Origin of the sequence: Shewanella sediminis HAW-EB3, assembly GCF_000018025.1 — a bacterium.
GTDB classification, from domain to species: Bacteria; Pseudomonadota; Gammaproteobacteria; order Enterobacterales; family Shewanellaceae; genus Shewanella; species Shewanella sediminis.
This window is the reverse complement of sequence record NC_009831.1, coordinates 647,476-665,111: the sequence shown is the minus strand read 5'-3', so window position 1 is coordinate 665,111 and position 17,636 is coordinate 647,476. Positions and strand designations below refer to the sequence as shown.

General features: G+C 46.6%; 15 protein-coding genes. 5 read left to right on the top strand and 10 right to left on the bottom strand.

From position 1 onward, the window contains the following. Window positions 1-2: 2 nt before the first annotated feature. The 10 genes from mshL to SSED_RS02800 all read right to left on the bottom strand — a co-directional run bounded on the left by mshL (window position 3) and on the right by SSED_RS02800 (window position 10,483). A complete protein-coding gene (gene mshL, locus SSED_RS02845; RefSeq protein WP_012140893.1) occupies window positions 3-1,706 on the bottom strand; it encodes a pilus (MSHA type) biogenesis protein MshL in 1,704 nt (567 codons plus the stop codon). Continuing rightward, window positions 1,703-2,053: a hypothetical protein gene (locus SSED_RS02840; protein ID WP_012140892.1), complete on the bottom strand. Its 351-nt coding sequence runs from the start codon at window positions 2,051-2,053 to the stop codon at window positions 1,703-1,705. The genes mshL and SSED_RS02840 overlap by 4 nt, the downstream gene beginning before the upstream one ends. Then, the gene (locus SSED_RS02835; RefSeq protein ID WP_012140891.1) at window positions 2,040-2,690 is read right to left on the bottom strand and encodes a type IV pilus inner membrane component PilO; all 651 of its coding nucleotides are present in this window, start codon (window positions 2,688-2,690) and stop codon (window positions 2,040-2,042) included. Before SSED_RS02835 ends, SSED_RS02840 begins: the two co-directional genes overlap by 14 nt. Then, window positions 2,687-3,298, bottom strand: coding sequence for a PilN domain-containing protein (locus SSED_RS02830; protein ID WP_012140890.1), 612 nt, complete (start codon window positions 3,296-3,298; stop codon window positions 2,687-2,689). Before SSED_RS02830 ends, SSED_RS02835 begins: the two co-directional genes overlap by 4 nt. Next, on the bottom strand, window positions 3,295-4,209 hold the full coding sequence (locus SSED_RS02825; protein WP_012140889.1) for a hypothetical protein: 915 nt from the start codon (window positions 4,207-4,209) through the stop codon (window positions 3,295-3,297). Before SSED_RS02825 ends, SSED_RS02830 begins: the two co-directional genes overlap by 4 nt. 351 nt (window positions 4,210-4,560) lie before the next feature. Continuing rightward, a complete protein-coding gene (gene csrD / locus SSED_RS02820; RefSeq protein WP_012140888.1) occupies window positions 4,561-6,471 on the bottom strand; it encodes an RNase E specificity factor CsrD in 1,911 nt (636 codons plus the stop codon). A gap of 304 nt (window positions 6,472-6,775) precedes the next feature. Further along, entirely contained in the window at window positions 6,776-8,023 is a 1,248-nt protein-coding gene (locus SSED_RS02815) for a malic enzyme-like NAD(P)-binding protein (protein ID WP_012140887.1), read from the bottom strand. 168 nt (window positions 8,024-8,191) lie between these two features. Then, window positions 8,192-9,052 (bottom strand): thermonuclease family protein, encoded by an 861-nt coding sequence (locus SSED_RS02810; protein WP_012140886.1) that lies wholly within the window; start codon window positions 9,050-9,052, stop codon window positions 8,192-8,194. 152 nt (window positions 9,053-9,204) lie between these two features. Further along, window positions 9,205-9,417, bottom strand: coding sequence for a 50S ribosomal protein L31 (rpmE, locus tag SSED_RS02805; RefSeq protein ID WP_012140885.1), 213 nt, complete (start codon window positions 9,415-9,417; stop codon window positions 9,205-9,207). 259 nt (window positions 9,418-9,676) lie between these two features. Next, entirely contained in the window at window positions 9,677-10,483 is an 807-nt protein-coding gene (locus SSED_RS02800) for a LysM peptidoglycan-binding domain-containing protein (RefSeq protein WP_012140884.1), read from the bottom strand. Between the two features lie 87 nt (window positions 10,484-10,570). Between SSED_RS02800 and priA the strand changes: the two genes are divergently transcribed. The 5 genes from priA (at window position 10,571) to hslU (ending at window position 17,502) form a co-directional block, all read left to right on the top strand. Beyond that, on the top strand, window positions 10,571-12,766 hold the full coding sequence (gene priA, locus SSED_RS02795) for a primosomal protein N' (protein ID WP_041421931.1): 2,196 nt from the start codon (window positions 10,571-10,573) through the stop codon (window positions 12,764-12,766). A 167-nt stretch (window positions 12,767-12,933) separates the two neighbouring features. Then, the gene (gene argS, locus SSED_RS02790; RefSeq protein WP_012140882.1) at window positions 12,934-14,679 is read left to right on the top strand and encodes an arginine--tRNA ligase; all 1,746 of its coding nucleotides are present in this window, start codon (window positions 12,934-12,936) and stop codon (window positions 14,677-14,679) included. Window positions 14,680-14,781: 102 nt separating this feature from the next. After that, entirely contained in the window at window positions 14,782-15,348 is a 567-nt protein-coding gene (locus SSED_RS02785) for an SPOR domain-containing protein (protein WP_012140881.1), read from the top strand. A 230-nt stretch (window positions 15,349-15,578) separates the two neighbouring features. After that, entirely contained in the window at window positions 15,579-16,103 is a 525-nt protein-coding gene (gene hslV / locus SSED_RS02780; protein ID WP_012140880.1) for an ATP-dependent protease subunit HslV, read from the top strand. Between the two features lie 73 nt (window positions 16,104-16,176). Next, window positions 16,177-17,502 carry an ATP-dependent protease ATPase subunit HslU gene (gene hslU / locus SSED_RS02775; RefSeq protein ID WP_012140879.1) on the top strand — a complete coding sequence of 442 codons (1,326 nt, stop codon included), beginning with the start codon at window positions 16,177-16,179 and terminating at the stop codon, window positions 17,500-17,502. Window positions 17,503-17,636: the final 134 nt, after the last annotated feature.

Genomic DNA, 17,636 nt, shown 5'->3' with positions numbered 1-17,636 from the left:
ACTTACTGCCCTTGTCCGTTTTCATCTTCTTCCGGATACCAACGATCCAATAGTGCCTTGGATTTTTGTAACTCTTTTCTCCAGGTATCGGCGCCGACAACGGTTGGCTTAAGTAAGATCACAAGTTCCGTTTTCTTAAGTGATTTTGACCTATTGGTGAACAGTTCGCCAACCAGAGGAATATCACCAAGGAGTGGCACCTTAGATTCAACCTCTATGTTCTCGCTCTTCATCAGACCGCCGATAACCACCACATCACCGGTTTTGGCTTTAATCACAGTGTCAGATTCACGAATATCACTCTGAGCCAAAGGTAGCTCAAGAGAACTGCCCGATATTTTAATCACCTTCGTCTGCTCTTTGATATCGATAACCGAGGGGTGGATATGCAATAAGATATTACCTTCACCATCAATTTGTGGGGTCACATCCAGTGCAATGCCAGAGAAAAATGGTGTTAATTCAACCTCAGGTGTCGTCACCGGAGTGGTACCGGCAACGGTCGTCGATGACACATCAGTCACGAAGTATTCATCTGTACCGACTTTTATCACCGCTTTTTGGTTATTTGAAGCCGTTACCCTGGGGCTCGAAAGTACATCGACATCGCCCTGAGTATCGAGCAGGTTGATCATAGTATTGAAGTTTGAACCCTTAACGCTTAATGAGGTCACACCGCCGATGGCATTGGTGATTAAATCGCCCAGCCCTTCAGTGTTCTCGCTTGTGCCGAAGGTGATATCGGTACTCCCCACATGACCGAGAACGTTATCCCATTGGATCCCTTGTTGATAACCATCAGAAAGCGTCACCTCTAAAATCTTCGCTTCCAGGATGACCTGACGCTGAAGATGAGTTTCAGCCGTTTGTAGGAAGGTACGCACCTGTCTTAATTCGTTAGGATAACCACGAACCGTCACTAAGCCAGCTTGCGGCGTTACCACCACCTGACGTCCGCCACCAGTGCTGCCCACAATAGAGACCAGAGTTTTCTCTAACTCTCCCCAGAAGTCGGTCTTTGTCGTAGAGCGAATGAATGTGCCGTTGGTCGTATCATTACTACTATTATTGCCATTCGAGTCGGAGTTATTATTCGAGGAGTTACTGTTGCTGTTATTGCTACTGTTATTGCTATTGTTGCTGCCACTCGAATTTGAGTCGTTACTATCGGATATACGACCCGAGTTGACCGAGGTCAACGACAGTCCCTGACGCTCCATATACAGGTAGTTTAGCGGAAATGTTTCGGTGCGCATGCCCGATGGGAAAATGCGTAAAATTCGGCCTTCGCGGCTGACTTCGTAGCCATAGATATCTTCCACTACCTGAAGCGCCTCACTGAGCGTGACCCCCTTCAACGAGAGTGAAATCGTCCCGGACACGCCCGGGTGAACGGCAACACTCAAGGGAGAACCTTGCACCAGACTTGGGAAAAAGACCTTTGCATCGACATCATTAGCCGATACATCGAAACGACGTTCGGTTCTCAATACCGGAGACAAACCACTGAGTAGCTCTTTCGATGCCAACTCTTTTTGAATCGCATCGGGCATAACAGCAGGAGGTGGTGTCGTGGTTCTGTTCTGCTCAGCTTGTACCGAATCAGACAAAACTTGCTTCGATTCTATCGGCTGTGGCCTGTCCGTTGTTTGGCAGGCTGCCAACAAAAGCGCTATCAGAGGCGTAATAATGTTAATCGCTCTCATTTGAATTTATTTCCCTTTGTCTCTGTTATTGCTTGGTACATTTTCAATTTACGTCCATCGGCCAAGGACACCGAACTTGAGTCTATTCTAACTATTTTCACACCCTGCACCCTATCACCTAAGACAAAGATCTTATTGTTGATCACAGCGTGGGATGAGGTTTCACCCTTCAATACGCTATTGAGTACCAAAGCGTTGGCATGGCCAGACGCTCTGGCATCTGTGATAACAGCGCCTCTGCCCGGCCGTGTCGGGTCACGTAATGTTTCAGCATGGAGAGTGCTCGTCACTAGCACCAGCAGTGACACGAATACTGAAAAGAGTGAGCTCGCCTTAATTTGCAACACTGATGAAGTCCTTATTGACACTTATGGTGTAAAGTTCCAAAACGACATTAGCGCCAGGATACTCTTCAACCTTGTAATCCATCTGTTTCCAGTAGAGCTTATTGGGCATACTTTCAACGGCTTCGATAAACTTTAGCAATGAGAAATAATCCCCCTCTAATGTGAGGCGGATACCATGGCTATATAGATTCGTTTTCTTCTCATCATCGAGAGCCAGGAGCGGAGTCGGTGCAATAGACTTAAACTCCTGCAACTTTATACCAGTTACCTTGCCTAACAACTGACTCAACAGGGTAGGCATATGATCCGCAGGGATCATATCGACCATCTGAAATGACAGCTGATCGTCGAGATCTGCACTCTGCTGCTTGAGAACCTGAAGGCGGTTATTGTACTCATCATTGGGATCTTGAGCTAAGCGTTGCTCATATAGCTCGATCTGTTGCAGCGATATTTTATTTTCGGCAGTGATCGCCGTTATCTGTTTAGAGAGGGCGTTATATTTCAGTAATAGAGACTCGAGCGGCAGGTAGCAAAGCATACCGATTACGACGACAGCAGCCGTTGCTACCATCACCCTTTCACGTTGACTCAACAGATCGAAGCGCTCACCTAATGCTTGCCATCTCTGCTTCATTGATTATTCTCCACACTATCGCCCGCTTTGCTGGTCAGGGTAAATGCTAATGGCTTGCCCTCTCCACGACTCATCGTCATCGAAGCAAATGCATGCCCCTTGAGCGTGTCAGTTAATTTCAGGCGATCGACCCAAAGTGGTACGCTGTGAGGCGCGGAGCTAAAACCTTCGAAAATAAAGCTATTATTATCGACCTGGATTCTGCTGAGCCAAATATTGCTATTGGCAACGCGAGCGAGATCTTTCATCAGAGGCGAATAACCATGACTGGTCAATGCTTCTCTTTGACTCAACTCTCCGAGTAGCATACGTTTCAGCTCCACCTGTTGAGACAGAAGATCGACTTCATCGACAAGGGCCGAATCCGGTGCCCGATTGGCCAGCGCAGTCTCAAGATCTTGCTTCTGATTGTCCAGGTTACGCTTTTGCTTATTCAACTCTGCTTTGTCGGTTTCCAGAGCCGAGACTAACGCATAACTTCCGCCTATGGCTATGGTGAACAGGCCAACCAAAACCAACAACACCAGAGTAAGGTGATTGAATGATAACCTCAGCTCCGGTGGCAAAAGTGAAGCAGAAAAGAGGTTAACCCTGGTCTTCATCGTCATGAATTCATACCTCGTTCTGCCGACTCATCTCGATTAAACTCATCCAAGGCCAGAGCAGCCATCTTAGCCTCAACAGAGTCAACTTCAATCGCATTAACCTTTTGGTTAAAGTTAGCGCTAACCAGCTCGGCAAGCTTTCCGACATGACCATTAATCAATAGCTCGATCGATGCCACGGGAGCCTGACGCAATTGGCTCTCAAAATAATCCATGGATCTCTGTAGTTCCAGGCTTAGGTTATCGGCCAGGCCAAATGCAAGATCTTCAGCACTCACACTATCGAGCTGATTAAATCCCCTCACACGTCGCTGCATAAATAACTCACCCTGCCTGACGACAGTCAACAGCAACTCCTGACCGGAGGTATGACTCAATACCAGTCGCGCCTGAGCCTCTTCGGTGAATAGGTTAGTCACAGCCATCTCTTCAATATTAATTCCCACGACTTCCATATCGTGATCTTTCGCGGCTAACACTAAGGCACTCAAGCTGGCCTTTTCGACAACCACAACATTTAATTTGGTATGACCCGGTAATGGAGGCTCGAAGTAATCCAGGTGAATATCGGTGACAGGCTGGCTTACCATATCTTTAACAGACCAGAGCAAGGCCTGCGTCATCTCTTCAGATTCGACATTGGGCTTATCGACTAGCAGGAGCTGATAAAAAGCGGAGCACAAGGTTATCTGAATCTGGGCAGGCGCAAATTGCTTTGCTATCAGTGCAAAGACCCCTGACCAATCGGTGCCATCGAACACAAACTCATAGGTAGCTTTAAGCTCATCCGAATTTTCGGAATCATCAATGGCCCGATAAACAATAAGCTTATCAGGGCAGACATAGATGCCTATTTTGATTTTTGAATTAGATTTCTGCCAGAAAGCCAACCTGCTAAAAAGACTCTTTCCCATCAAAGAATGCCTATAATCCCTTTACCCACTTACCCGATGTGTATCTTAAGTTGAGATAGTCCGGAAACAATTGCAACTAATCTGCCTACACAAATAGCTCCCCTTGTATTAAACATACACGGCGAGCGTCAATTTTCTTACGCTCATTGTAACGACTAATCTTATAATTTTATAGAAAAAACACCGACAGATTAACTGGTATATAGATTTAAAGTAGGCTTGTTATTGAGAGATCACAAGCCATGCACATGCAATAAACCAGATAGCAACGCAAATAGAACCAAAACAACAGTCCGATTTACGCAAATTAAATGCAGCTTTACGGACACAGTCGTCAGGTTTTGAATCAAACTAGACCTCTTCAATAGGGTCGCTGAAGATGCTCCCTTGCCCCGCGCTCACCCCCAGGATTTTCAAGGTTTGCCACTCCTCAAATGATTCGATGCCATCGGCAAAAACCTGAACATCGGTGCGGTATAACCCTCCAATCAGACTACGAACAAACAGTTGATTTTCTTGCCTTAAATGAATCTGACGAACGATTGAACGATGAAGTTTGATCAGGTCGAAATGACACTCTTTGATATATTGAGTGCTCACCACCTCTTGCCCTACCCGATCGACACAGAGGCTTGCCCCCATCTTTCTGATCATATCCAGACGATCTTTTAGCTGCTCTCTATGATGAACGACGATGTCTTCATTGACTTCGAATATCAGTCTGGAGGTCAGGTGTCGATATTCCAGCAAGGTGGTTTTAAGCCAGCGGATAAAGGCGCGGCTTAGCAAGGTATCCAGACTCAAATTCACACTGTATCTTGTGGTGGTGTCGCTGCGGTCACTGAGCAGATCAAACAGCACGGTCTCGATCACCTGCCTCTCAAACTGAGGCGTTAGACCACACTTAATAGCCATAGGAATATAGAGGGTCGCCCTGATTAGGTTGTCTTGATTATCACGGATACGACTCGAAATTTCGAGATGATGCGTCTCCATATCACTATCAACTACTGGCTGAGAAAAAACGACCAGCCGCCGATTAACCAGGGCATATTCGAGGAAGCTTCGCCAACGAACGGAGCCCTTGGCAAACTCTTCGTCCACGGCCCCTTTATCATACATAAACCAACCACTGGCTCCTTGAAATTGAGCCGCTCTCAGTGCCCGCTCAGACTCATCCAGCAACTGCTCTTTAGTCTCACCCACCTTAAAATAGGCGACACCAATATGATAGAAATCATCACTATTTTGTGTTGCCGGTAATGCTTGACTCAAACATACCTTAAGCAGTTTTACCGCTAATTTCTCGGCGTCTTTCAAGGAGATCTGTGGCACAACAATGGCGAACTGATTATATGAGCGTCGGGCAAATATACTGTTAGCCTGAGTATCTAATATCTGATTAATATCATTGATGGTCTGTAGCAGCAGAGCCTCTATCGACTCGTCGGCTAACTCCTGCTGCAGGAGATCGAGATCTTCCATCTCCAAAAGAAACATCACTCCGGGAGCCATCATTCCACGAGCATTACTCAGTGCGTCTAAGCGATTCTTCAAAAATAGTCGGTTACCAATTCCGGTTTCAGGATCGAGAAACGTATTTGAACGAATAAACTGATCGAACCTCGCCCGCTGCTTTTGGGCATCATCGAGTTCGAGCAGCATATGAGTCAAGGCTCGGTTAATCATCCTGGGCTTACCATGCCCTTTCTCGGCGAGTGCCTGCTCATATTCATTGTTCAAAATAAGCTTACTTCGAGCCGCCAGATCTTCGATCCCCACGAGCTGAACTGACAACCATTGATGTCCAAATCGAACAAAAAATGCCACCGATATGATGCCGCCAGACAGGATAAGGAGTTCATACCAACTTAAATCATACATTTGAAACGGCTGTGGGAGCGTCATGGAGAGCTTAAGATGCCGCTCTTCGATCAGCACGCTCTCGTAAGTAACATGGCCTTTACCAGCATCATCAGTTTGATACTCATATATAGGTTGACCATTTTCCAGCAGTTGAAATTTTGATGCCTTATAGGCAGTCAAAATAGAGGGAAGCCAGGAGGATAGAGCGCTGTTACTGTCGTGCTCGTAATGATGCACAAGCATAGACTCAATCTCTGACACTTTTTGTTGCTGAAACTTATAGGTCAGCTGTGTAAAACTGACCAAGGCGGTAAGCAGGAATATAAAAGCCACTGCGGCAAGAGACAGTAGCCAAAACCCCGTGAGTTTTCTGGTTAAAATTTGTGTTAGTTTCATTATCCGCTTTCCTGCAGAATTTATTATTATTAATGTCAGAAATCTGGATTAAGTTGGTCATAATACCAATCGGTATAAGACCTGAGCTAACGTTAACTTTTCGTTAACGCTTAAAATCCCACAATACAAACAATTCTTGCTCTTCACAACGATAATTATCTGCCGTGGTTCGGCTGCCAAAATTAAAGATTACGACCAACGGAATGATAAACCATGTATTAAAGAATATTTTCAGAGAGTTAACAGCTGTAAATAGAAAAACAAAAAGGGGCCCAAAGGCCCCTTTCAATCTCGAACGGAAAAATTAAAGCATGTAATTATCCGGCAAAGTTTCGATGGCAGCGACACCGGAATCGATAGCAGCCTGGGCCACAGCTTTAGCGACATTAGACAGCAAGCGTGGATCCATTGGTTTAGGGATCACATAATCTGGACCAAAGCTTAATTCACTGACATTCGGATAAGCCGCTAAGACCGAAGCCGGGACTTCCTCTCTGGCGAGTGCCGCAATGGCATTAACCGCTGCAATCTTCATCTCATCGTTAATTCTCGAAGCCCTAACATCTAAAGCACCACGGAAAATGAATGGGAAACAAAGTACATTGTTGACTTGGTTAGGGTAATCGCTACGACCTGTGCCCATGATCAAGTCCTTACGAACATCATGTGCTATCTCGGGTCTAATCTCAGGATCCGGATTTGAACAAGCAAAGATAACCGGTTTATCCGCCATTAAAGCAACATCTTCGGCAGCAAGCACATCCGGGCCCGACAGGCCTAAGAACGCATCGGCGCCTTTAATGACTTCTTGCAGGGTACGCTTATCAGTATTGTTGGCAAACAATGCCTTATATTCATTGATATCTTCACGACGGGTGTGAATAACCCCTTTCCTGTCAAGCATATAGACATTTTCACGCTGAACGCCACACTTAACCAGCATTGTCATACACGCGATAGCCGCAGCCCCGGCCCCCATACAGACAAAGATTGCCTTATCTATCTCTTTGCCTTGGATTTCAAGCGCGTTGATCATACCCGCCGCGGTAACGATGGCCGTACCGTGTTGATCATCGTGGAACACAGGTACATTGCAACGCTCGATCAAAGCCTTCTCAATTTCGAAACACTCAGGGGCTTTGATATCTTCAAGGTTAATACCACCAAATGTATCGGCAATGGCTTCAACGGTATTAATAAACTCTTCGGCTGTACGATGTTTAACTTCGATGTCAGTCGCATCAATATTAGCAAAATGCTTAAATAGCAACGCCTTGCCTTCCATAACCGGCTTAGAAGCTAATGGCCCCAGATTGCCTAGTCCCAAAATGGCGGTACCATTTGAGATAACAGCGACGGTATTGCCCTTCGCCGTATAACGATAAGCATCATCAGGATTAGCAGCGATTTCACGTACAGGCTCTGCAACACCCGGGCTATACGCAAGTGCGAGATCCATACTGGTTTCTGCTGGTTTAGTCAGGCAAACAGCGGTTTTACCTGCTACTGGGAATTCATGATAATCGAGGGCTTGTTGACGAAGATCTGACATTTTTTTAATCCTGAAAATGCGACGAGTTAACTTTTCATAGAGGTCTGCAATCTCCCGACTCTTTAGGCATTAAAAGATGAAGGGGACTGATTGGGCTAAGATACTCGAAATGACACACTTTTTAAACATAAGATTAGGAAAATTCAGCAGAAGTTCGAAAGTATTGCTCTAAGGTCTATTTTGCAAACTTATCTGCGAGGGATGACTACTGATCAACTGCCACTTTTTGTAGGAATAATACAACGAACCACGGACAATTACTGGGCTTTCAAGCAGGTTAAGGTTCAAAATGTTGCTAAATTTACCAGATTCGGCTCTAGGTATACCAACATAGAACTTTTCATCTAAAATGAGCCACAAATACTGGCCTTTTCTTTCATATCCGGTAACGACCCCTTTGACCTCACCCCATCGATTACGGTCGCTCCTGCCTAACTCGTCAACCGTTTTGGCGCGATAGTCTGGATGTGACCATAACCCCAGTTCCTTATCTCTGGCAGTTAACTCGACTTGGTTTAAACACTGCCAAAAATAATCATTCTGATAAACACGAGTCTTAGCGAAACCTTGGCTTAATAGAAGCTCCTGAAGATGCTCGCCGTTTTCAGTATAAACATAGGCCAAAGTACGACCATAGGGATCCAGCCTCTTTTGATCGAAGGACAAGTTTAATATCTGACCAGGTTTGAGCTCTTTCTGTAAAAAATGTCGCGCTTCTTTTGCGTATGGTTCTGACAGTTCAGGTGATTTAAAATCGAGCTCCGGCGAATCGACACCAATCAGCCGTACCAGACGCCCATCTTTCAGGGTGATGGTATCGCCATCATTAACGTATTTAAGCTCAACCTGCTCATCATAATGCGTGGGAGCACATAAGGCGGACGTCACCCCGTCATTTAGCACTTGGCCCTCTTGTTGAGTTATCTTTGCTTGCGCAGCTTGAGTCGTCGGTAGAATAGTGAGGGCAAGGGTCAGAAAAAAAAGATTAGTCAGTAGCATTGAGGAAGACGGCAATTGAAATGTATTCATGTGACCTCCTTGTGGCTAGGTTAGATATTCAATGAAATTGCTTTTAAACATCTACTTTGGACAATAATTGAACCTTAAAACGAGGATAACAAAAAAGGCGCCATAAAGGCGCCTTTTCAAAATTCATTGTAGAAATACTTTTAAAGTAAAAGTTACTTCTTACCAAGAGCACCGAAGCGCTTGTTGAACTTGTCGATACGTCCACCAGTGTCCACAATTTTCTGTGTACCAGTGTAGAATGGGTGACATGCACCACATACGTCCAAGTGCAGAGCTTTACCTGCAGTTGAATTTACTTTAATTACGTTACCACAAGTACAAGTTGCAGTGATTTCTGCATATGCTGGATGGATATCTGCTTTCATTGGGATTACCTCTAGTTGAAGGCCATGTCGCTCTCCCAACCCGAAGTCGGACACCACATGAAGTTAATAAAATATTAGGCGCGAAATACTACAGGATATGGAAAAGAGATACAAGAGAAAAGCAGGGCAAAGATTCAACGAAAAGGAGACACCGAATAGATCACAGTTGTGATCATCCCTTGCGCCTCCATATAGCTCCACTCCCTCGAGATGAGACTTATAACTTTAACTATTCACTCAACTATTCATTAACTATGGCCTATAACTTTTCGTAGATTCTTTTTGCCATCTGATTATCTCTGTATTTTTCTTTGAGCGGCACAGATGGACAGAGCAATGCGACATCGGCTCTCAGGCCACTAATTTCGCCCTTATTGAAGGCCTTAGGGTTGGCCTCGAAGATAGCAAGCATGGCACCATAAGTCCCCATCTCCCACTCTTGACTATATTGAGTGCCAATTCGCCACAGAGTCTGATTGCCATCGTACTCGAGTACGCAATTATCTTGCGTCAACTCCGCGACAGTAGAGGTGTTGCTTGTCTGCGCTGCGAGCAAGGCGGCCGAGGCCGGTTTCGAATTTTGAGTACTTTTAGTACTAACGGCAACACCTGACTCAACTTCGACTTTTTGCTTAACCTGCTTCTGCTTTGCCTTAGGCTTAGGCTTAGGTTGAGTTTTAGCACTAAATCCCTTTGCAATTTGCTCATCAGTGAACAGGGCTAAGGTTTTAATCAGGTGCCACTGATTAACCCGGTACTCCTTGACGATTAACTGCGCTGAGGGATCGACCACATCGTCGACTCCCGTCAGAAGCAACATAAAGTTATTGATTGGTTTAACCATTAAACGCTCATCGCCGCTGGTTTGGCGAACAATAAACTGCACCTTATCCAGGTTTTCATGCCCGGAGACAATGTTTACCCTTAACTTAGGGTAGTCACCTAAACCGAACAGTTGCTGATTAATACTCACATGGGTCATTTGAGCGTTAGCATAGCTAGCACCCAGGAACTGGACGCTTATCAAGAAAAATGAAAACAGTGCGATTTGAATTATTCTTGCCATTGGATCTCTCCGCCTATAGATAAGAGTAGCCCTTGACCGACAGGCTGGGTACACTTGCTGGTATCCATTGATCAATCTTGTCACCCTATGCCCTTGTTTGTCGAGGTTGCCTTGCCTGTGCCTATGCGGCAAGCCTTCAGTTATAAAGTACCAGATTCCATTTCAACCCTTCCTAAAAAAGGGATGAGAGTTAAAGTACCCTTTGGTCGTCAGCAATTAATCGGTTTGGTCACGGGCATTTCCGATACCTGTAACTTAGCACCTCAGCAGATAAAATCTATCTTTGAGCTGTTAGATGATGAACCACTACTACCTGATTCACTTTATAAACTAACCGCTTGGGCTGCAAGATATTACTTTTGTAGCTTAGGTCAAATGCTCTCGCAAGCCATCCCGGTCGCTTTGCGTAAGGGAGCAGAGATCTCATCAAACACCACCACTTTCTGGCATCTGACCCAGTCTGGCAGATCTGCATCACTCGATACCTTGAAGCGCGCTCCCGCACAGAAAAAAGTCATGGAGCACCTGCTCAAGGGCGAGCTAACTCAAGATGAAATATCCAGCTTAGCCCTGAGTAAGTCGGCGTTAAAAGCCCTTAATGAGAGAGCGTGGATAACCCAGGATGAACGGGTCAACTCTATCGATCTTTCCTGGCGAGAGAAACTCGAGCTCGATGAAGACCCCTTAACGCTAAATCCGGAACAAGCCATTGCAGTGGCCACGCTCAACCAACAAACCGGTTATCACTGCACTTTACTCGAAGGTATTACAGGTTCGGGTAAGACAGAGGTCTACCTGGCCCTGCTGGAGTCGGTTCTCAGCAAGGGGAAACAGGCACTGATCTTAGTACCCGAGATAGGCTTAACGCCACAAACGATCAGCCGCTTCAAGAGCCGATTCAAGGTGCAGGTCGCCGTTATTCATTCAGGACTAACCGATAATCAAAGATTAGCGGCATGGCAACAGGCAAAAACCGGCGAGGCGGCGATCATTATCGGCACACGCTCGGCCCTGTTTACGCCTATGGCTTTTCCGGGAGTGATAATCCTGGATGAAGAGCATGACTCCAGCTTCAAGCAACAGGAGGGCGTCGGTTACCATGCCCGGGATCTCGCAGTGATGCGGGGTCATTTAGAAAAAATCCCTGTGCTACTCGGTACGGCGACCCCCTCCCTCGAAAGCCTGCAAAATGCACTCAGCGGCCGTTACAAACACTTAGAGCTGGGGCAAAGAGCAGGTAATGCTGAGAAAGTGCGCCAGGGCATCATAGATATCAGCAATCAGCCCCTGAATACCGGGCTTTCCCATGCGCTGCTGAACGAGATGCGTATTCATCTCGACGCGGGTAACCAGGTACTCCTGTTTCTGAACCGAAGAGGCTTCGCTCCGGCACTACTCTGTCACGAGTGTGGTCACCTCCATGAGTGTGACCGATGTGATGCTTTTTTCACTGTACATCAGTCACTGGGCGAGATCCGTTGCCATCACTGCGGTAATCATTACGCCATTCCAAAACAGTGCCATAACTGTGGCAGTACCATGTTGATGGGACAAGGCGTTGGCACAGAGCAACTGGCTAATATTCTGGAGAAAGAGTTCCCGAAATATCCTGTGGTTCGAATCGATCGCGATACCACAAGTAGAAAGGGCGCCCTCGAAGCACATCTCAACGCTATCCATAAAGGCGAGTATAAGATCCTGGTCGGCACGCAAATGCTGGCAAAAGGGCATCACTTCCCCGATGTGACTCTGGTCGGTTTATTAGATGTCGATGGCGCCCTGTTCAGTGCCGACTTCAGGGCACCCGAACGATTCGGCCAACTTTATACCCAGGTATCGGGCCGTGCGGGAAGAGCCAGAAAACCGGGTACCGTGCTGATGCAAACTCATCAAGCCGATAACCCTGTATTACGGGAACTAATGCATAAAGGCTATGGCGAATTTGCCCGTGGTCAACTCAATGAACGTAAGCAAGCCTTGCTGCCACCGGCCTGGCATATGCTGCTTATCCGCGCCGAGGCACATCAGGCCTTAGATGCCGATAACTTTTTATCCCAAGTCGCCGAACTCTTACCGCAGAACGAGGAGAGTGAAGTCATTGGTCCTATGCCCGCTCCTATGGATAAAAAAGCGGGTAAATACCGCCGACATCTTATTTTTCAGACCAAGTCGCGCAATCAATTACAGCATGCATTCGAACATGCCTTGCCACAGATAGAGTCTCTGCCTTTGGCGAAACGCTGTCGATGGAGCTTAGATAGAGACCCACAAGATCTGCTCTAATCGAATGCTTTACCGATTTTTGCAAAGACAATGATGGTCAATTGGTCACTTTTAGGGAAAAAAAAGCATAAAAGTGATTTCGAAGATAGCAATTGACCATCACTAACGGCTAAAATGTGCGGTTATCCCTAAATCTTTTTATCATTAGTAAGTGTCAATTACCGCCAATGAAATCACATATTCAATCTTTACTCATCCAAGCCCTAGACGCCCTTAAACAACAGGGTGTTATCCCAACTGATTTTGAAGCTCGCGTTCAGGTGGACCGAACTAAAGATAAGACTCACGGTGATTTTGCGACTAACCTGGCGATGATGCTCACTAAAGTCGCCCGTAAGAATCCAAGAGAACTCGCACAGCTGATCATCGATAGCCTGCCACAAGATAGCCAGGTGGCAAAAGTTGAAATAGCCGGACCTGGTTTTATTAACTTTTTCATTGATGAGAATGCTCTTGCTTCTCAGCTAATGGCTGCATTAAATGATGACCATTTAGGCATTCAATTGCCAGAGCCTCAAACCGTGGTTGTCGATTACTCCTCACCAAACTTAGCCAAAGAGATGCACGTAGGTCACCTGCGTTCAACGATTATTGGTGACAGTGTGGTGCGTGCACTCGAATTTCAGGGCCACAATGTCATTCGTCAAAATCACGTAGGCGACTGGGGTACTCAATTTGGTATGCTACTGGCTTACATGGAAGAGTTACGTGCCGAAAATGGTGAGCAGGCACAGATGGAACTCTCCGATCTGGAAACCTTCTACCGCGCCGCAAAAGTACGTTTCGACGAATCAGAAGACTTTGCTATCCGTGCTCGTAAGCTTGTGGTTTCACTGCAATCAGGCGATGAGTATTGCAACAAACTTTGGCGTGAGTTCAACGACATTTCTCTCAGCCATTGTCATGACGTCTATGAGCGCTTAGGGGTTAGCCTGACACGCAAAGATGTCCGTGGTGAAAGTACCTATAATGACGATCTGGAACAGGTGGTTAAAGATCTCGATGCTAAAGGCCTGTTATCAGAGAGTAATGGCGCTAAAGTCGTGTTTCAGGATGAATTCAAAACCAAAGATGGTGACCCTCTACCTGTCATCATCCAAAAAGCAGACGGCGGCTACCTCTACGCCACCAGTGATTTGGCAGCGATGCGTTACCGCTCAAATGTTTTAAAAGCCGACCGCGCACTCTATTTTGTCGATCTTCGTCAGGGGCTACATTTCCAACAGGTATTTAAACTCGCCCGAACTGCAGAATTTATTAACCCGGATATGAGTCTGGAGCACATGGGCTTCGGCACCATGAATGGCGATGATGGCCGTCCGTTTAAAACCCGTTCGGGTGGTGTTGTAAAGCTGGTTGACCTGCTAACAGAAGCCGACACTCGAGCACTCGAGCTGGTTCGTAGCAAGAACCCGGATATGGATCAGGCCGAACTGGAAAAAATTGCCAAAGTGGTGGGTATCAGCTCGGTAAAATATGCCGATCTTTCCAAGAACCGCGCCAGCGATTACATCTTCAGCTTCGAGCAGATGCTGAGCTTTGAAGGCAATACAGCACCTTACCTCTTGTACGCTTACACGCGAGTCGCGGGCATCTTTAAACGCGCCACAGATATCGACCTTAGCGATGCGAAAATGCAGCTGGATCATGATAAAGAGAAGGATCTGGGCAACAAGTTAGCTCAGTTCGGTGAAGTCCTGTCTCGCATGGTCACTAAAGGTCAGCCCCACGCGTTATGTGGTTACCTGTTCGAATTGGCGGGTGCTTTCTCTAGCTTCTATGAGGCTTGCCCGGTACTTGCGGCAGAGTCTGAAGAGCAGAAGAAGAGCCGTTTACTCCTGTCTCAGCTCACGGCGAAGACACTCAAGCAGGGCTTAGATCTGCTTGGTATCGAAACGCTGGAACGCATGTAATCTAACTTTTGTAACCTAAACAATACCGGGGCTATCTTAAATTAAGATCGCCCCTCGGCATTGAAGCTAAAAACAGATCAGAAATAACGGTATTACAATTCAATGAAAAATCGCGACTACGCCAATAGAAAGCCGGCCAAAGGTAAAGGTAAAACAGCACGAAGAGGCAAGCAAGCGCCCGCACCCAGACGCTTTCCTGTTCTTTTATTGCTTATTACCGTCAGCCTGCTCGGTGGATTTGGATACTTCCTATGGAGCATCAACGACAGCGCAGAAACAACGAGTCCTGACGTAGTAGAACAGCCCAAGAAGACCGTCGTGAAAAAGGATCCCAACGCACTTCCTCCTAAGCCAAAAGAGGAATGGACCTATCAGCGAGAGCTGGAAAATAAGCAAGTCGAAGTCGATATACCGGAGCAAACGGCACCAACTCGACCTTATCAGATGCAGTGTGGTTCATTCAGAACTCAGTCTCAGGCTGAACAGATGAAAGCGGTTATTGCCTTTCAAGGCTTATCTGCCAATGTGCGTAAAGTTAAAGGCACAACAGGCGATTGGTATAAAGTCAGCTTAGGCCCGTACGATCGTAAGCGACTGGCGGAGAAACATCGTCATATCTTGCAAGGTGCAGGCATTAACGGTTGTATCATTTTATACTGGGAAGGATGATCCCAACCAGATTTACTTGGGTTGGGCACGCTACTGCGTAGCTGATTGACGCTACGCTTTCAGGCAAAGACGATGCCCTGTGGGCTAACAGGTAAAGCTCTCCCCGAAAAAACCATCGATGTTTTCCTCTTTTACACTCTTGTTCCTTGATATTTAACTAACGCCCCCCCATATATCTTCTATCACCCACTGACGAGTATCTACTCGACAGTTTGAGAAGAGGAAACATCGTGACCACAATCGTATCAGTTCGCCGTAATAACCAGGTCGTAATCGCTGGAGATGGCCAAGTATCACTTGGTAATACCGTGATGAAAGGTAACGCCAGAAAAGTTCGTCGCCTTTATCACAATAAAGTCCTGGCCGGTTTTGCTGGCGGCACCGCCGATGCTTTTACCCTATTCGAACGTTTCGAAGCGAAATTAGAGATGCATCAGGGGCATCTGATGAAAGCCGCCGTTGAGATGGCAAAAGACTGGCGTAGCGATAAGATGCTACGCAAGCTTGAAGCCTTGCTTGCGGTTGCCGATGACACATGCTCATTAATCATTACCGGTAACGGAGATGTCGTCCAGCCAGAAAACGATCTTATCTCTATCGGCTCCGGAGGCAACTTTGCCCAATCGGCCGCTACGGCACTACTCGAAAATACTGAACTTAGCGCGTTAGAGATTGCTGAAAAGTCGCTAACCATTGCCGGTGATATCTGTGTGTTCACCAACCAGTTCAAAACAATCGAAGAATTAAATTACTGATCGAGTGCCGCTTAACTTGAACCACAAGCAGCGGCGCACGCTCAACACTGATGCTAATGCATGAGGAAAGAATATGTCTGAAATGACCCCACGTGAGATAGTCCATGAGTTAGACACTCACATTATTGGCCAACATGATGCGAAACGTTCGGTGGCTATCGCCCTGCGTAACCGCTGGCGTCGTATGCAACTCGATGTCGATTTCCGTCAGGAAGTGACCCCAAAGAATATCTTAATGATAGGTCCTACCGGCGTCGGTAAAACAGAGATCGCCCGCCGCCTGGCTAAACTGGCAAAGGCGCCGTTTATCAAGGTCGAAGCCACTAAGTTCACCGAAGTGGGCTATGTCGGCAAAGAAGTGGAACAGATCATTCGCGATCTTACCGATTCTGCGATTAAGATGACCCGTGAAGATCAGATGAAGAAGTGCAAATTCAAAGCCGAAGAGGCCGCTGAAGAACGCATTCTCGATGCACTTCTACCTAAGCCTAAAGAGGATTGGGACAACGAAAAGCCCGATGATTCGGCGACTCGCCAGATCTTCCGTAAGAAGCTTCGTGAAGGTCAACTTGACGACAAAGAGATCGAAATTGACGTTGCTGCACCTCAGGTCGGCATCGAAATCATGTCTCCTCCAGGCATGGAAGAGATGACAAACCAGCTACAAAGCATGTTCCAGAATATGGGGCCCGGCGACAGCAAGCGTCGTAAGATGCCAATCAAAGAAGCTTACAAGCTTATGATTGAAGAGGAAGCTGCAAAACTCGTCAATCAAGATGACATGAAAGAGCAGGCTATCGAACTGGTTGAGCAGCACGGTATCGTCTTCTTAGATGAGATCGATAAGATCTGTAAGCGTGGTGAATCTTCAGGTCCGGATGTATCCCGTGAAGGTGTACAGCGTGACCTGCTGCCTTTAGTTGAAGGTTGCACGGTCAACACCAAACACGGCATGGTTAAAACCGACCATATCCTGTTTATCGCCTCAGGTGCATTCCAGATGTCTAAGCCGTCAGACTTGATCCCGGAACTACAGGGTCGTCTGCCCATTCGTGTCGAGCTCAGCGCCCTGACTGCCGATGACTTCAAGCGCATCTTAACCGAGCCTCATGCCTCACTCACTGAGCAACACGTTGCTATGATGGGCACCGAAGATGTGAAAATTGAGTTCACCGAAGATGGCATCGAGAGCATCGCTCAAGCTGCATGGCAGGTAAACGAGCGTACCGAAAATATCGGTGCCCGTCGTCTGCACACAGTGATGGAGCGTCTGATGGAAGATCTATCCTATGACGCGTCTGACAAGTCCGGTAACACCTTCGTTATCGATGCTGAATATGTCAGCAGCCACTTAGATGATTTAGTGCAAGACGAAGATCTAAGCCGCTTTATTCTATAAGACAGCTATTACTCGCTATAAGCTAAAGAGTCACGAGCCGAAGCACAAACACTTTGCTCGTGACTTATTATCTACAACTCAATAGCCCTCGCTAAATCATCAGCTCTCCCCTACATCAGTTCAAGTGGTCAAAA

What these genes read in the sequence shown, in the direction of transcription:
- mshL (WP_012140893.1), bottom strand. Translation starts at nt 1,706, where the DNA reads ATGAGAGCGATTAACATTATTACGCCTCTGATAGCGCTTTTGTTGGCA.
- SSED_RS02835 (WP_012140891.1), bottom strand. Translation starts at nt 2,690, where the DNA reads ATGAAGCAGAGATGGCAAGCATTAGGTGAGCGCTTCGATCTGTTGAGT.
- SSED_RS02830 (WP_012140890.1), bottom strand. Translation starts at nt 3,298, where the DNA reads ATGACGATGAAGACCAGGGTTAACCTCTTTTCTGCTTCACTTTTGCCA.
- SSED_RS02825 (WP_012140889.1), bottom strand. Translation starts at nt 4,209, where the DNA reads ATGGGAAAGAGTCTTTTTAGCAGGTTGGCTTTCTGGCAGAAATCTAAT.
- csrD (WP_012140888.1), bottom strand. Translation starts at nt 6,471, where the DNA reads ATGAAACTAACACAAATTTTAACCAGAAAACTCACGGGGTTTTGGCTA.
- SSED_RS02815 (WP_012140887.1), bottom strand. Translation starts at nt 8,023, where the DNA reads ATGTCAGATCTTCGTCAACAAGCCCTCGATTATCATGAATTCCCAGTA.
- SSED_RS02810 (WP_012140886.1), bottom strand. Translation starts at nt 9,052, where the DNA reads ATGAATACATTTCAATTGCCGTCTTCCTCAATGCTACTGACTAATCTT.
- rpmE (WP_012140885.1), bottom strand. Translation starts at nt 9,417, where the DNA reads ATGAAAGCAGATATCCATCCAGCATATGCAGAAATCACTGCAACTTGT.
- SSED_RS02800 (WP_012140884.1), bottom strand. Translation starts at nt 10,483, where the DNA reads ATGGCAAGAATAATTCAAATCGCACTGTTTTCATTTTTCTTGATAAGC.
- priA (WP_041421931.1), top strand. Translation starts at nt 10,571, where the DNA reads ATGCCCTTGTTTGTCGAGGTTGCCTTGCCTGTGCCTATGCGGCAAGCC.
- argS (WP_012140882.1), top strand. Translation starts at nt 12,934, where the DNA reads ATGAAATCACATATTCAATCTTTACTCATCCAAGCCCTAGACGCCCTT.
- SSED_RS02785 (WP_012140881.1), top strand. Translation starts at nt 14,782, where the DNA reads ATGAAAAATCGCGACTACGCCAATAGAAAGCCGGCCAAAGGTAAAGGT.
- hslU (WP_012140879.1), top strand. Translation starts at nt 16,177, where the DNA reads ATGTCTGAAATGACCCCACGTGAGATAGTCCATGAGTTAGACACTCAC.